Source organism: Sphingomonas mucosissima (genome assembly GCF_002197665.1).
GTDB lineage: Bacteria > Pseudomonadota > Alphaproteobacteria > Sphingomonadales > Sphingomonadaceae > Sphingomonas > Sphingomonas mucosissima.
On sequence record NZ_NBBJ01000001.1, the window covers coordinates 1,477,000 to 1,492,003 of the forward strand.

Here is a 15,004-nt window from a genome sequence, read left to right on the forward strand (position 1 = left end):
GGCACGGTATACATGCTAAATTGTCTTTCACATCCAATTCGGATCGACGCGCATCAATCCAAGGACTTCACGATCTCTTCCACCATCTTCTTGGCATCCGCCAAAAGCATCATGGTGTTGTCGCGGTAGAACACCTCGTTATCCACACCGGCATAACCGACGCCGCCCATTGAGCGTTTGATGAAAAGCACGGTCTTGGCCTTCTCCACGTCGAGCACAGGCATGCCGTAGATCGGCGAGGTTTTGTCCGTCTTCGCGGCGGGGTTCGTCACGTCATTCGCACCGATGACGAAGGCGACGTCGGTTTGCGAGAACTCCGAATTGATGTCCTCAAGCTCGAAAACCTCGTCGTACGGAACGTTGGCCTCGGCGAGCAGCACGTTCATATGCCCAGGCATGCGACCGGCAACCGGGTGAATGGCGTATTTTACGCGAACGCCATACTCCTTCAGCTTGTCGCCCATCTCCCGCAGGGCGTGCTGCGCCTGCGCCACTGCCATGCCGTAGCCGGGCACGATGATAACCTGTTCCGCCTGGCTCATCAGGAAGGCCGCATCCTCGGCCGACCCGCGCTTCCACGGGCGGTCTATCTTTGCCGCGCCCTCGCCGCTCGGCCCGGCTTCGGCGCCGAAGCCACCAGCAATCACGCTGATGAAACTGCGGTTCATCGCGCGGCACATGATGTAGCTGAGGATCGCGCCGGACGAGCCCACGAGCGCGCCCGTGATGATCATCGCCGTATTGTGGAGCGTGAAGCCCATCGCCGCCGCCGCCCAGCCGGAATAGCTGTTCAGCATCGACACGACGACCGGCATGTCCGCGCCGCCGATCGGGATGATCAGGAGGAAACCGATCGCAAAGGACAGACCCACCACGATCCAGAAGTCGATCGGTGATTGCGTCAGCCAGAAGGAAAAGGAAAACCAGACGATCATCAGCGCGACGCCCAGATTGATCGCGTGACGCATCGGCAGCATGATCGGCGCGCCGCCCATGTTACCATTCAGTTTGAGGAAGGCGATTACCGAGCCGGAGAAGGTGATGGCACCGATCGCCACGCCAAGGATCATTTCGATCCGGCTGACGCCATGGATTGCGGCGAACGGCTGGCCGATCAGCGGCGTGACGATATCGGCGATGCCGAACGCCACCGGATTGAGGAAGGCGGCGATCGCCACAAGCACAGCGGCCATGCCGACGAGGCTGTGGAACGCGGCCACGAGCTGCGGCATCGCCGTCATGGCGATGCGGCGCGCCGTGACGACGCCGATCACCGCACCGATGGCGAGCGCGGCAAGGATCTCGAACACCGCAAGCGAGTCCACCCGCTGCAACAGCGCAGCGTAATCGTAGCCGGCGACCTCGCCGACGGCGAGCACGGGCATGGTCGGCACGTGCGTGGCAAGCGTCGTAATCACGGCGATCGCCATGCCGATCATGCCGTAGCGATTGCCGCGGCGGCTGCTTTCGGGGCTGGAGAGACCTCGAAGGGCGAGAATGAAGCACACGCCCGATATCAGGTAGGCGAGCGCCACCCAGGGATTGTCCGCGACGTGTTCCACTATCCTCTTCCCCTATTCGTCGTCCGGCGCGGGCCGGTTTGCCCTGTGCGGGCGCAACTTCACGGCAGTCGAACCCGGCCGCCAACCGGCGCCGGTGGTCAGTGCTTGACCGCCGCCGGCCGTTCTTTCTTCTTGTACATCGCCAGCATGCGCTGGGTGACGGCGAAGCCGCCGAAGATATTGATGCTGGCCAGCACGACGCCGAGCAGCCCCAGCCACTTGGAGCTCGCCGAGCCGCTGGCCGCCGCGGCGATCAGTGCGCCGACGATGATGACGCTGGAAATGGCATTGGTCACCGCCATCAGCGGCGTGTGAAGCGCCGGTGTCACCGACCAGACCACGAAATAGCCGACGAAACACGCCAGCACGAAGATCGACAGGATCGCGATGAAGCTCAACTTCCCCTCCTCATTTGCCGCGAATGTTGAGAATGTTGAGACACTCGCGCGTTTTTCTCCAACGCCTCAACATTCGCCGCCCGGCCGATCATCGTTGTGACCGAAGCCGGGCGTGTAGGACAGCATCAGCCCGCAGCAAGCAGCCGCTGGTTGACGACCTTGCCGTCCCTGGTCAGCCGAACCGCGTCGCCGATTTCCTCGTCGAGCACCGGCCGGCCCTGTTCCTTGTCCCAGAAAGCCGACAGGAAATTGAAGAGGTTGCGCGAGAACAGCGCCGATGCATCCGCGGCGAGGCGCGACGGCACGTTGCGGTGCCCGACGATCTTCACGCCGTGTTTCACGACGATCTCACCGGCGACCGAACCCTCGACATTGCCGCCCTGCTCCACCGCAAGATCGACGATCACGCTCCCCGGCCGCATGGTGGCGATCTGCGCATCGCTGATGAGCCGCGGCGCGGCACGCCCCGGAATCAGCGCCGTGGTGATCACGATATCCTGCTTGGCGATGTGCCCGGAGACCAGCTCGGCCTGCGCCTTCTGATATTCCGCGCTCATCTCCGTGGCGTAGCCGCCGGAGCCTTCGCCCTCGATGCCGGCTACGTTTTCGACGAAGATCGGCTTGGCGCCGAGCGACTGGATCTGCTCCTTGGTGGCGGAGCGGACGTCCGTCGCCGACACCTGCGCTCCGAGGCGCCGCGCGGTGGCGATCGCCTGGAGCCCGGCCACGCCGACGCCCATCACGAACACCTTGGCCGCGGACACGGTGCCCGCTGCCGTCATCATCATCGGAAAGGCGCGGCCATATTCGGCGGCGGCATCCAGCACCGCCTTGTAGCCCGACAGATTGGATTGCGAGGACAGGATATCCATCGACTGCGCGCGCGTGATGCGCGGCATGAACTCCATCGCCAGCGCCTCCAGCCCGGCGGCTGCATAAGCATCCACGCGCGCCCGGTCGCCGAACGGATTGAGCCCTGCGGCCACCCACGCGCCCGGCTTTGCGCCGGCGAGCGAGGCCGGATCCGGCCCCTGTACGCCCAGGATGATGTCTGCCCCGGCAATGGTGCCGGCACGATCGCCGACGGTTGCCCCCGCATCGCGATACGCCTCGTCAGCGATCGACGCGCCTGCACCAGCGCCTGATTCCACGGCCAGATCTGCGCCCAGCTGAATGAACTTCTTCACCGTTTCCGGTGTCGCCGCCACTCGCTGCTCGCCGTCCGCCCCCTCCCTAAGGACAGCGATCTTCATGGCTCAGGCGATCAGATAGATGACGAGCGCGGCCAGCAGGATGCACAACAGCGTGCCCCACTTCATCATGCCCATCACGCGGTCATAGGTTGCCGCATGCGTCTTGATGTCCCCACCGGTCGTACCATGGTCAGCCATAGCGATCCTCTCTTCCAAAAAAGCTTTGTGTAGCGTCTTAGTCCGCTCGACGGCCACCCCTCAAGCCTGCTTAAGCCTGCTTTTACTTGCACGGCCTAAAGCAGGACACGCGATGGGACAAAACCAGAGATGACTCGCAACGGCCAGCGCTTGCTGATGCTGATCGACGATGAGCCTGCGCAGCGGCGCCTCGTCGCGGCGCTTGCCGCGCGTGGCGGATGGCGCACGATCTTCGCCGGCGATGGGGAAACCGCAATTGCCACGCTCGGCACGCAGGATGGGATGCGGCTCGACGCGATCCTGCTCGACCAATGGGGCGAGGATGCCGATGCCTCTGCGCTGATCGCGGAGCTGCGCACCCGGCGCCCGGCGCTTCCCGTGCTGGTGGTCACCGCCAACGGCTCGGTTTCCCATGCGGTGAGTGCGATGCGCGCGGGCGCGACGGATTTCCTGGTAAAGCCGCTCGCCCCCGAACGCTTGCTGCAGGCGCTGGACGCGGCGGTCGAGGGCACCGCGGCCGGCGAGCTGCGCCCGCTGACCGAGAAGATCCCCGCGATGCTTGGCTTCGACGAGATCGTCGGATCGGAACCGCAATTCCGTGCGGCGCTCGCCATCGCGGCCAAGGCGGCGCGCGCGCGAGTCGCGGTGCTGATCGAGGGCGAGAGCGGGGTCGGCAAGGAAGTGGTGGCGGAAGCGATCCATGCCGCCAGCCCGCGCGCCAAGAAGCCGATGCTGACGGTGAATTGCGGCACGCTGCCGGCCAATCTGATCGACAGCGAATTGTTCGGGCATGAGCCGGGCGCATTCCCCGGCGCGTTTGATCGCAAGGTGGGCAAGTTCGTCGAGGCGGATGGCGGCACGCTCTTTATCGACGAAGTCGCCGAACTGCCGCTCGAGACGCAGGACCGGCTTCACGCCGCGCTGCAAACCGGGCTTATCCACCCGCAGGGTGGGCGCCATGCACGTGAAGTGGACGTTCGGGTGATCGCGGCCACCAACAAGCGGCTTTCCGAAGAAGTCGAAGCCGGCCGGTTTCGCGAAGACCTTTTCTTCCGGCTGAATGTCGTGCCGGTGACGATCCCGCCCCTGCGCGATCGCGCGCAGGATATCCCGGCCCTGGCGCGGCACCTGCTTGCGCGGATCGCGCTTCAACCGGGATTGCGACAGCTCGGCATCACCGATGATGCGGTGGCCATGCTGGTCGATTACGACTGGCCCGGCAACGTTCGCCAGATGCAGAACGCGCTGTTCCGCGCGGCAGTGCTTTGCGAGGGCGACGCGCTCACCCGCGCGGATTTTCCGCAGATCGCGACGCTCAACGCGCGTCGGGTGCGCGCGCCGCAGCCGCAGCATATGTCCACCTCCGGCGGCGTGACGCTGTTCCACGCGGACGGGAACCTGCGGGCATTGCACGAGATCGAGGCCGACGTGATCCGCCTGGCGATCGGCCATTACCGCGGGCGGATGACGGAAGTCGCTCGGCGCTTGGGCATCGGGCGGTCAACGCTTTATCGCAAGCTGAGCGAATTGGGGATCGACAGCGCGGCGTAAGGCCGCCGCCTGCGGTAGTCGTAGACGCAGGGGAGCCAGACAGGGGTCTGCCCCTTACCGCGTCAGGAGCGCCGTTCCGGGCTCGCGTCTCCCGTCTCACCCAGGATCATTTCCTCCAGTTCCTCGTCACGGCCGAACGTCGCCCAGTCGGCATCATGCGGCGGGGCGACCGGCATGCCCTCGGCGGCCGGCGCGTTCTCGTCCGGCTCCGTGCGGCAGCCATGGAGATACGCCTTGGCGATCAGGTTTGCCGAGATCGGCGCCGTGATGAACAGGAAAAGCGTGATCAGCAGCTCGTGCGCCGTCCACGCATGTCCATATGCCGGGAAATAGACCATGGAGGCGATCAGGCAGCTGCCGACCCCCAGGGTGGTCGCCTTGGTCGGGCCATGCAGCCGGCTCATCAGGGAAGGCAGCTTGGCCAGCCCCCAGCTTCCGATCAACGCGAACGCGCCGCCAAGCAGGAGAAGGCCCGAGATCACGACATCGGCGATGATCATGCCGCCGCTCATTCCACCACGTCCCCGCGCAACAGGAACTTGGAATAAGCCGCCGTTCCGACGAAGCCGACCATCGCAAGCAGAAGCGCCGCCTCGAAATAGGTCGTGGTGGTCTCGTGAATGCCGAACAGGATGATGAAGGCAATCGCGTTGATCACCATTGTATCGAGCGCGAGGATGCGGTCGGCAGCGGTCGGGCCGCGAAACAGCCGGAACAGGTTGAGCAGCATCGCCGCCGAGACGCACGCCATGGCGCCGATCAGCGCATAGGCGATCATCGAAAGATCTCCATCAGGCGGCGTTCGTAGCGGGCCTTAATGTGGGCGATCTCGGCAGCGGGATCGGCAACGTCTAGCGCGTGGACCAGCAAGTGGCGACCGTCGGTGGATATATCTGCCGACACGGTGCCCGGCGTTAGGCTGATCGTGCCGGCCAGCAGCGTGATCGCCTCGGCCGAGTGCAGATCGAGCGGGATGGCGAGCCAGGACGGTCTGAGATCCCGGTTGCGGCGGAAGAGGATCAGCCGGGCCACGTGGAAGTTGGCGACGATGATGTCCCGCACGACCAGCAGGAGAAAGAGCAACAACGGCAGCCGCCACCGCATGCCGGGCCGGTCGGGCCAGAAAGCGGCCGTGTAGATGGGCACAAGAACGGCAAAGATGCCGCCGAGCACCAGGCCCCCCATGCTGAACGAATTCAGCATCAACAGCCAGATGAGGAGGAGCATGGCGGTGAGCCCGGGGTGCGGAAGGATACGCCTCATGCGCCCGCCCCTGCTGGCGGCGGGAGAACCGCGCGCACATAGCCGGCCACGTCGAATATCTGCCGGCTGGCCGCCTCCATATAGGCGGTGACCGGCCCGGCGCCGGCGGTGAGCAGCACCAACATGGCGAGTAGAAAGCCCGCCGGCGCGGCTTCCGCAAGGTTGGGCGCGCTTCGCCGGGCGGGCGGTGGCGGGGTCACGTCGCTTTTCCAGAACAAGGTGCTGCCGGCGCGCGCGAGCGCGATCACCGCCACCAGGCTGGTGCCCAGGATCACCGCCCAGATCGCCCGCCACCACGAAGACGAGAGCGACGCCTGGAGGATCAACAGCTTGCCAATGAAGCCCGAAAGCGGCGGCAGGCCCGCCAGCGCCACGCCGCCGGCGAGAAACAACCCAGCCAGCAGTTGTCGGCCGGGATAGCCGGGCGTGGCGACGATCGCATCGCCCTCCATCCCGCGCCAACGGATCACAAGATCGGTGATGAGGAACAACAGCGCGGCAGCGATGGTAGTGTGCGGCAGATAATATAGCGCCCCTGCCATCGCGGATTGCTCGAACAGCGCGACGGCCGTCAGCAGGATCGCGGTCGAGCCGATCAGGCCGAAGGCGGCGGTGGAGCGCAGATGGCGCGCCGCAAGGAAGCCGACGAAGCCCAGGATCATCGTGCCCAGCGCGGCGGGCACCATGTAACGCCCGGCAGCGCCCGCGAAGATCAGCGGGCCGGTGCGGATGATCGCATAAGCGCCCACCTTGGTCATGATGGCGAACAGCGCCGCGACAGCTGGGGCGGCTCCGGCATACGCACGCGGCAACCAGAGATGGAGCGGCAGCAACGCAGCTTTCAGCGCGAAAACGGCGGTGAGCAGCATGCCGCCGGCCCGGAACAGGCCATGATCGCCGGCCGGAAGCGAGGCCGCCCGAACGGCCATATCGGCCATGTTGAGCGTGCCGGTGACGCCATAGAGCAGGCCTAATGCGATCAGGAACAGCGTCGAGCCGACCAGATTGACGATCACATATTGCACACCCGCGGTCAGCCGCCGAGCGCCCTGCCCGTGCAGCAGCAAGCCATAGGAGGCGATCAGCAGCACCTCGAAGAAGACGAACAGGTTGAACAGATCACCCGTCAGGAACGCGCCATTCAGCCCAAGCAACTGGAACTGAAACAATGGATGGAAATGCCACCCGCGCCGATCCAGGCTGGTCAGCGTCGCGTGCACGCTGACGGCCAACGCCAGCGCGCTGGTCAGCACCAGCATCATCGCCGCCAGACGATCGAGCACCAGCACGATGCCGAACGGCGCCGGCCAGGCACCGAGCGCGTAGGCCGCCACTCCTCCCTCTGACGCTTCGATCATCAGCAGGACAGTGATGCCCAGCAACAGCGCCGTCGCGCCGATCGACACGCCGGCGCCGATCCAGCGGCGACGGCGACGAAACAGCAGGGAAATGGTGGCCGCGAAGGCCGGCAGCAGCACCGGCGCAGCGATCAGCGCGCTCATGTGCGGTTTTCCCGATCAAGCAAATCGGGGTCCGGCCTGCCGTCCACCTGATCGGTCCCGGTCTCCAGAAAGGTGCGCAACGCCAGCACGAGCGCCAGCGCCGTCATGCCAAACGAAATCACGATCGCGGTGAGCACCAGCGCCTGGGGCAACGGATCGGTGTAGCCCGTGGCGCCCTTTTCGTAGATCGCCGGACGACCGACCACGAGCCGCCCCATCGCGAACAGGAAAAGGTTGATCGCGTAGGACAGCATGGCGAGGCCAAGCACCACCGGAAAGGTGCGCGCGCGCAGGCACAGATAGATGCCGCCGGCGGTCAGGGCGCCGATCGCGGTTGCCACAAGGAACTCCATGCTCATCGCTGCAGCCCCCGTAGCTTGGCGGGATCGACGTCCATCGGGCCATCGTCCTCTGCCGGCTCCTTTTGCGCGCGCTGTGCGATATGGCTGAGCTCGGCGAGCGCCAGCATCACCGCGCCGATCACTGCGAGGGCGACGCCGATGTCGAACAACATCGCTGTTGCCAGCTCGAATTTGCCAACAATCGGCAAGGTGAAATAGCCAAAGGCGCTGGTGAACAGCGGCGCGTCGAATAGCAGCGAGCCGACCCCGGTCAGCGCGGCGATGATCACCCCGAAGCCGATCAGCGCATGCTCATCGATCTGCCGGCGCTGGTCCGCCCATTCGAAACCCGAGGCCATGTACTGCATCAACAAGGCGATCGACACGATCAGCCCGGCAATGAAGCCGCCTCCGGGCGAATTGTGGCCGCGCAGGAAAATGTAGAGCCCGACCATCATCGCGAGTGGCAGCAGGAGCCGCGCGGCGACGGCGAACATCATCGGGTGGCGCTCCGGAGAGCGTGGCAGATCTGCGATCCATTCGCGCAGTCGCTGCCCCGATACGCCGCGTGCCGCCGGCTGAAGCAAGGCGAAGATGGTGAGCGCCGCGATGCCGAGCACCGTGATCTCGCCGAACGTGTCAAAGGCGCGGAAATCCACCAGCGTCACGTTCACGACATTGGTGCCACCCCCGCCGGAATAACTGTTGGCCCAATGGTAAGACGAAATCGGATCGTTCGGCGCGCGTGTCATCACCGCCCAGGCGGCGAGGCCGCTCGCGGTGCCGCCCGCCAGCCCCAGCAACAGGTTGCGCGCGCGCTCCTGGTTGCTCGATAGCTGCACGGGTTGCTTGGGCAACAGATTAAGCGCGAGCAACAGCAGCAGGATCGTGACGGTTTCTACCGAGATCTGCGTCAGCGCGAGATCGGGCGCCGACAGGTAAATAAAGGCGAGCGAGACGACGAGACCGATGACGCTGATGTAGATAAGGGTCACGAAGCGCTGCCGCGGCACAAGGGCGACTGCTGCGGTGGCAGCCAGCAGCAGCGTCCAGGCGACGATCGCAACCGGAGGCGCCGGCAGCAACGGCCGCGTGCCCGGTGCATATCCACCGTACCAGATCGCCTCAACGCCGATCACCACCGCCAGCAGGAACATCAGCGCCAACTGCCGCTGAAGGGAGCCGTTGTGCACGGCATCGCTCATGCGGCGCGCCCATTGCACTAGACGCTCCAGCGCGGCCTCAAACAGGCGCTTCGCATCGGGCAGCCGCAAAAGCTCCCATCCGCGCAGAAGAGGACCATGGCGCCACAGCATCAGGCCGCCGGCGGCCACCGCAATGACGCTCAGCATCAACGCGGGCGTGATCCCATGCCAAAGCGCCGGGTGGAATTCTGGCGCCGTCCCGCCCGTGATGTCCGCCGCCGCGGGCGTGATCAGCCACCCCGTCAGCAATGCCGGGAACAGGCCGACAGCGATGGTCAGCGCAACCAACAAGGCCGATGGCGCCCAAAGCCCGGCAGGCGGATCATGCGGCGAGGCCGGATACGCATCCCGCTGCGGCCCCAGATACAGCTGGACGATGAACCGGAGCGAATAGGCCACCGACAATGCGGCGCCGACCAGCGCCACAAGCGGCACGACCCACGGCGCCCCAAGCCAGGCGGTATGCACCGCCTCCTCCAGCATCATCTCCTTGGACAGGAAACCGCCAAGCGGCGGCAGACCCGCCATGGAAGCAGCGGCGATCATCCCGAGTGCCGCCGTGATCGGCATCAACTTGGCGAGACCACCCAGGAGACGGATGTCGCGCGTGCCAGCCTCGTGATCCACGATCCCGGCGTTCATGAACAGCGCGGCCTTGAAGAGCGAATGGTTGAGCAGGTGAAAGATGCCCGCCAACGCCGCGGCCGGCGTGCCGAAGCCGAACAACATGGTCATCAGGCCGAGTTGGCTGACGGTGGAATAAGCGAGAATGGCCTTAAGATCGTGCCGAAACAGCGCAATCGCGGCGCCCACCACCATGGTGATGAGCCCGGTGGTCGCGACCAGATAGAACCACAGATCGGTGCCGGCCAGCACCGGCCACAGCCGCGCCAGAAGGAACACGCCCGCCTTCACCATCGTCGCCGAATGCAGATAGGCACTGACCGGTGTCGGCGCCGCCATCGCGTGCGGAAGCCAGAAGTGGAACGGGAATTGTGCTGATTTGGTGAAGCAGCCCAGCAGGATCAGCACGAGCGCCGCGGGGTAAAGCGGCGACGCGCGAACGACATCCCCCTGCGCGAGGACATCGGTCAGTTCGTAGGAGCCGGCGACATGGCCGAGCAGCAAAAGCCCGCCAATCAGCGCCAGACCGCCGCCGCCGGTCACCGCCAGAGCCATCCGGGCGCCCTGCCGCCCTTCCGCCTTGTCACTGCGGAAGCCGATCAGCAGGAACGACGAAAGGCTGGTCAACTCCCAGAAGATCAGCAGCAGCAGAATGTTGCCGGACAGTGCGATGCCGAGCATCGCACCCTGGAACAACAGGAGCAGCGAAAGGAAGCGGCCCATCGGCTCGCCGGCCGGCAGGTAGAAACGCGCATAGACGACGATGAGCAGCCCAATGCCGAGGATCAGGCCCGCGAACAGCAGCCCGAGCGCGTCGAGACGCAAGGTGACGCTCAGATCAAGCGCCGGCACCCACGCGTAGCGGACCTGGTCAGCGATGCCGTTCAGCACGCCAGGCGCGACGAACAACAGCAATCCCAGCGCCGCTACGACATGCGCCACCGCAATGCCGGCGTGAACGCCCCGGCTCGCCCGCGGCAGCAACGCCAGCCAGGCGGAACCCAGAAATGGCAGCAAAGCCAAAAGGATCAGGTGCAAGCCGGGTCCCCAAAGCGAAGCAGCACGAGATCGGCATCACGCAGGGGAAGCGGCGCCGCGCCAGCGAACGAATGAAACAAAGCAGCGGGCGTCATCTGGGCACGGCTCTCCGGCGCTGGCGGCCCGACCAACGCACGACCTGCTCGCCCAAACGCAGGACCGAGCACCCAGGCCGTTTATTGCCTCCCGAGCGCCGCTCTGCAAGCGGAAGCTCGACGAAGGCAGATACGCGCCTCATTACGGCGGCGGCCGCGGCGCTAGAGCGCGGGAGCCTAGGGCTGTGGAAGAAGGAATTGCCCCACCCTTTCCACGCTAACGGACCGGACGATGGAAGGAAGCGCAGGCGCGTGCTGGAGCGTTCCTGCCCAGGATCAGGCGCTCAGAATGCATTCCAATCGTCTGCTTTCGGCCGGGTGAGGGCGGAGATGGCGGCAGGTGCCAGTGGTTTGACGGGCGAGACATAGCCGCCGTTGTTCGGCTTGGGTTTCATCGCTTCGACCTGGGTGTGGATCGAACGGCTGGTGCCATTGTCAACCTTGAAGCGGGCGGCCTGTTCGCTGAGCGCCTGAACCTCGCTGGTGAGATTGCGGGCGGCAGCGGAGGTTTCCTCCACCATGGCGGCGTTCTGCTGGGTGGACTGATCCATGGTGCCGACCGCCGCCGAGATCTGGGTGATCGCGGAGGATTGCGCCTGGTTGTCGGCCGCCATGGTGGCGAGCAGCTCGTGCACCTGGCCAACGTCGCCCGAGATGTCGGCGAGCGCGCCGTCCACCTTCTGCACCATCTCCACCGCACAGACGATATCGGTCTGCGTGACGGTGAGCTGATCGCGAGCGCGCTTGGCCTCTTCCTCGGCGCGCATGGCGAGCGCGGAGACGAGATCGGCGACCACGGCGAAGCCGCGGCCTGCATCTCCGGCACGGCCGGCCTCGACGGCGGCGTTCATCGCGAGAACGCGGGTCTGGAACGCGATCTTATCCAGCCCTTCAATCACGCTGTCGATGCCCTTGGCGCTTTCGGAAACGCGGCCCATCGCCTGCACCCCCTGATCGGCAACCGAGCGTCCGCCCGATACTGTGGTGATCGCGCCATCGGCCCGCTCCACCGTGGTCGCGGCAGCGGCAGCCGACGTGCGCAGCCGCTCGTCCATCTGCGAGATCGCTGCCGAGGTCTCTTCCAGGCTCGCGGCATTGCCTTCCGTGCGGCGTGCCAGATCCTCCGACGCCTGCGCGATCTCGACCGAGCCCGTGCGGATGGAGGCAATCACTTCCTGAACCTTGGCAATCACATCGGCCAGGCCGTGCCGGGTCGCTTCGAAATCCTCGCGCAACGAGCCAAATTCCGGCGGGAAGGACTGGCCCGCAGGGGTGGCGAGATCGCCCTGCCGCCATGCGCCAAGCCCGCGGCCGATGGTGGCGATCACCGTCTCCAGCGTTTCCGCGCGCGCGGTGCGCTCCGCCGAGGCGGCCTGCTCCATCGCTTCGCGGGTAGCCTGCGCCGCCGCAATCCCGTCCAGAAGCTTCACCAGCGCATTCGACAACCAGATCAGCGCGGCGGACTCGATGACGAGGATCAGCGCATGGAGGGCAATGCGGCCGAGCGAGCCACCGTCGTCAAACACCCATGAAGGCAGCGCCAGTCCGAGGACGAGGTGATGAAGCGCAATCACCACCGTGCCGGCCAGGATGGCGCGCCAGTCTGCGATCACGGTGGTCACCGCCAAGACGGCGAAGAACAGCATGTGCAGATCGCTCTGCCAGGAATAGCCACTGAAGACGTACAGCAGCATCGCCGGCATTGCCGAGACCGTTAGCGCCATCGTGATCCGGGCGGCCTGATCGATCCGGCGGGTGAGGAAGATCCGGACAGGCTCGACCAGCAGCAAAACGGTGAGCACAACAGCTGCCCAGTCCATCGATTGTCCCGCAAACATCGCGCCGGCGATCACCGGAAGCGCAACGGCAGCCGTGAGCATGCACAATGCCCGCATCCCGGTTGCCCGAATGGTCGCGAGTGTCACCTGTTCCAAAACGTCTTCCCTTCCTGGCTACAGCCGCCGCCGCGAGCGGCGATCACGAGCGCCCCTGCCCGCGCTGCCGGCCCCACAAGCCGCGCCCGTGCGCCGTTGACGAAAAATGATCCTTCGTAGGGCCCCGCCCCCCGAAGACTGGCGCCGGCAGCCGTTGCCCATGCCGCGGTCGCGTTCGCCGACGCCGGGCGCACCGGCAGTATAAGCATCGGCCCTTCAGCCGGCGGCATGCCCGGCAGCAGCAAAGCAATCAAAAGTATCGCTGCTTGCCGAGGTACAGATGCCGTCCATCGTCGATGGTTGAACCAGTCTATCGTCAAAGCAAGCATCGGTTCCGATTGTCGTTCCAGTTCACATAGGACAATATTCTGCCTGCTAGTTTGGCGCGGAAAGATTATTTCTCGCCGGACGGATGCACACCGATTTTCTTACCCCGATGCCGATGTTGCTTCGATATTTCTGAACTGGCTCAGGCGGGCACGGCCTGGGTAATCGCCGTCGCCTTCACCACGTGCTGCCCAAACGCTTCGGGTGCCGCGGCCATCACGATTGCGCGAAACGTGCTCAGATCCGGCAGCATGCCGTCCGGCCCCGCCGCCATCGGCGTCTTGTAGGTCCGCATGTTTATGGCATGGAGCAGGAGCGGCAGCCGGGCGGTGACGAAATCCACTTTGTCGGCGGCTACTTCGAGCTGCACTTCGAACTGAACGTAGCCCGCCAATCGGCCATCGCCGGTGACCAGCGGCGCCATGACATTGGTGGCGGGCACGAACGCCAGATCCTTCGCTTCGGCAGCTGGAGTCTCCTTGGCGGTAGCGGAGGCACCCACCAACATGCGCGTACCGTAAGCGGCGCCGCCGCCGACGCCGGTGCCGGCGAGTAACACGCCCAAGGGCAGCAGGAACTTTTTCATGGCCTGTTCCTCAGAACTTGAAGCTGGCGTCGGTGGGGAGCGACGGCGCCGCACCCAGCACGACGATGGTGATCCGGCGGTTCTCCGGGCGTTCCGGCTGGTCGGGATAGACCGGTTCGGTCCCGGCCTTTGCGACGATCTCGGAGAACCGGTCCGTGGTAATGCCGGCCGCGGCCATGGCGTTTCGGGCAGACAAGGCGCGCTCGCCCGACAGGCGCCAATTGCCGTCGGAAGAGCCCCCTAGGCTGTCCGTATGACCCTCGATCGCGATCATCGCCCCTGACTTTGCGAGTTTCCCCGAAATTTCGCGAAGCATCAAACGTGCGAAGTCGTTCAGATCGGCCGTGCTGCCACGGAACATGGAGCGTTTGGCGCTGTCCATCAGGTTGATGCGCACACCATCACGCGACGGTTCCACCTTCGTGTTCTGCTTGGCATCCTCGCCTTGCGGCAGACTGTCGATCGCCATCTTCAGTTCCTGCGCCAACACGCGCATCGACGCGTCCGGCACGTTGGCCGTACCGCCGCGGGCGACGCCAGCGGTCGCTGTCTCGGCAGAGGGTTGACCGGAGGGCGCCGAACTGTCGGTCCGACTGCGCACCGTTCGCCCGCCAGCGCCCGGATTGTCGCCGGGCGCATCGCCGATGGCGGAGGACGCCGCGGCATTGGGGGCCGCCGGGGTGAAATAGTCTGCCAGCCCCTTCAACTGCTGCTTGTCCGGATTGCTGATCAGCCAGAGCAGCATGAAAAAGGCCATCATCGCCGTGACGAAATCGGCGTAAGCGACCTTCCACGCGCCGCCATGATGCCCGCCGGAGATCTTCTTGATCTTGCGGATGACGATCGTGGGCTGTTCGTTCGGGCGCGTGGCCACGGCTACGCTGCCTTGGCGAGCGCGGCGCGCAGGCGGTCCTGAACCACCGTCAGTCGCACTGGCGCGATGGCGTCGTGCGATTTGGCACCCGCTGCCATCCGGTCGAGCACCGCTGCGCTTTCATCGGTGCACTGGATCAGCAGATCGAACATCTGCAATCCTTCCAAGTGGTTGGTCGTAAAATGCTCGTCCTCGACCAGCAGCATCGATAGCTGCTCCAGGAGTTCGCGCACGTGCCGCAACTCCTCGGCCACAGCGGCGTGAAGATACGAAGCGAGGTGATCGGTCTGAGACATGGCGTGTACGCGTCCGG

At 65.3% G+C, this 15,004-nt stretch carries 15 protein-coding genes; 1 reads left to right on the top strand and 14 read right to left on the bottom strand.

Annotated elements, in window-relative coordinates:
• Positions 1-53 precede the first annotated feature (53 nt).
• The 4 genes from SPMU_RS07005 to SPMU_RS07020 all read right to left on the bottom strand — a co-directional run bounded on the left by SPMU_RS07005 (position 54) and on the right by SPMU_RS07020 (position 3,351).
• A complete protein-coding gene (locus SPMU_RS07005; protein ID WP_088333004.1) occupies positions 54-1,562 on the bottom strand; it encodes an NAD(P)(+) transhydrogenase (Re/Si-specific) subunit beta in 1,509 nt (502 codons plus the stop codon).
• A 98-nt stretch (positions 1,563-1,660) separates the two neighbouring features.
• Positions 1,661-1,960, bottom strand: a complete 300-nt coding sequence (locus SPMU_RS07010) for a proton-translocating transhydrogenase family protein (RefSeq protein WP_088333005.1) — start codon at positions 1,958-1,960, stop codon at positions 1,661-1,663.
• Between the two features lie 125 nt (positions 1,961-2,085).
• The gene (locus SPMU_RS07015) at positions 2,086-3,213 is read right to left on the bottom strand and encodes an NAD(P) transhydrogenase subunit alpha (RefSeq protein ID WP_088333006.1); all 1,128 of its coding nucleotides are present in this window, start codon (positions 3,211-3,213) and stop codon (positions 2,086-2,088) included.
• A 3-nt stretch (positions 3,214-3,216) separates the two neighbouring features.
• Entirely contained in the window at positions 3,217-3,351 is a 135-nt protein-coding gene (locus tag SPMU_RS07020) for an aa3-type cytochrome c oxidase subunit IV (RefSeq protein WP_088333007.1), read from the bottom strand.
• A gap of 129 nt (positions 3,352-3,480) precedes the next feature.
• On the opposite strand from SPMU_RS07020, the gene SPMU_RS07025 reads away from it, so the two are divergent.
• The gene (locus tag SPMU_RS07025; RefSeq protein ID WP_088333008.1) at positions 3,481-4,902 is read left to right on the top strand and encodes a sigma-54-dependent transcriptional regulator; all 1,422 of its coding nucleotides are present in this window, start codon (positions 3,481-3,483) and stop codon (positions 4,900-4,902) included.
• 62 nt (positions 4,903-4,964) lie between these two features.
• Here the strand turns inward: SPMU_RS07025 and SPMU_RS07030 are convergent, their stop codons facing one another.
• The 10 genes from SPMU_RS07030 to SPMU_RS07080 form a co-directional block, all read right to left on the bottom strand.
• Complete coding sequence (locus SPMU_RS07030; RefSeq protein WP_088333236.1) at positions 4,965-5,402, bottom strand: Na+/H+ antiporter subunit G; 438 nt, start codon at positions 5,400-5,402, stop codon at positions 4,965-4,967.
• Between the two features lie 8 nt (positions 5,403-5,410).
• Entirely contained in the window at positions 5,411-5,680 is a 270-nt protein-coding gene (locus SPMU_RS07035) for a K+/H+ antiporter subunit F (RefSeq protein ID WP_088333009.1), read from the bottom strand.
• Positions 5,677-6,165 carry a Na+/H+ antiporter subunit E gene (locus tag SPMU_RS07040; protein ID WP_088333010.1) on the bottom strand — a complete coding sequence of 163 codons (489 nt, stop codon included), beginning with the start codon at positions 6,163-6,165 and terminating at the stop codon, positions 5,677-5,679. The genes SPMU_RS07035 and SPMU_RS07040 overlap by 4 nt, the downstream gene beginning before the upstream one ends.
• The gene (locus tag SPMU_RS07045; protein ID WP_088333011.1) at positions 6,162-7,667 is read right to left on the bottom strand and encodes a monovalent cation/H+ antiporter subunit D; all 1,506 of its coding nucleotides are present in this window, start codon (positions 7,665-7,667) and stop codon (positions 6,162-6,164) included. The genes SPMU_RS07040 and SPMU_RS07045 overlap by 4 nt, the downstream gene beginning before the upstream one ends.
• Positions 7,664-8,026 (bottom strand): Na+/H+ antiporter subunit C, encoded by a 363-nt coding sequence (locus tag SPMU_RS07050; RefSeq protein ID WP_211275723.1) that lies wholly within the window; start codon positions 8,024-8,026, stop codon positions 7,664-7,666. Before SPMU_RS07050 ends, SPMU_RS07045 begins: the two co-directional genes overlap by 4 nt.
• Positions 8,023-10,875: a monovalent cation/H+ antiporter subunit A gene (locus SPMU_RS07055; protein WP_088333013.1), complete on the bottom strand. Its 2,853-nt coding sequence runs from the start codon at positions 10,873-10,875 to the stop codon at positions 8,023-8,025. The genes SPMU_RS07050 and SPMU_RS07055 overlap by 4 nt, the downstream gene beginning before the upstream one ends.
• 379 nt (positions 10,876-11,254) lie before the next feature.
• A complete protein-coding gene (locus SPMU_RS07060) occupies positions 11,255-12,904 on the bottom strand; it encodes a methyl-accepting chemotaxis protein (RefSeq protein ID WP_245832834.1) in 1,650 nt (549 codons plus the stop codon).
• Positions 12,905-13,373: 469 nt separating this feature from the next.
• Positions 13,374-13,817, bottom strand: a complete 444-nt coding sequence (locus SPMU_RS07070) for a hypothetical protein (protein WP_088333016.1) — start codon at positions 13,815-13,817, stop codon at positions 13,374-13,376.
• Positions 13,818-13,827: 10 nt separating this feature from the next.
• Positions 13,828-14,691, bottom strand: a complete 864-nt coding sequence (locus tag SPMU_RS07075; protein WP_088333017.1) for a flagellar motor protein MotB — start codon at positions 14,689-14,691, stop codon at positions 13,828-13,830.
• 2 nt (positions 14,692-14,693) lie between these two features.
• Positions 14,694-14,987: a hypothetical protein gene (locus SPMU_RS07080; RefSeq protein WP_088333018.1), complete on the bottom strand. Its 294-nt coding sequence runs from the start codon at positions 14,985-14,987 to the stop codon at positions 14,694-14,696.
• Positions 14,988-15,004: the final 17 nt, after the last annotated feature.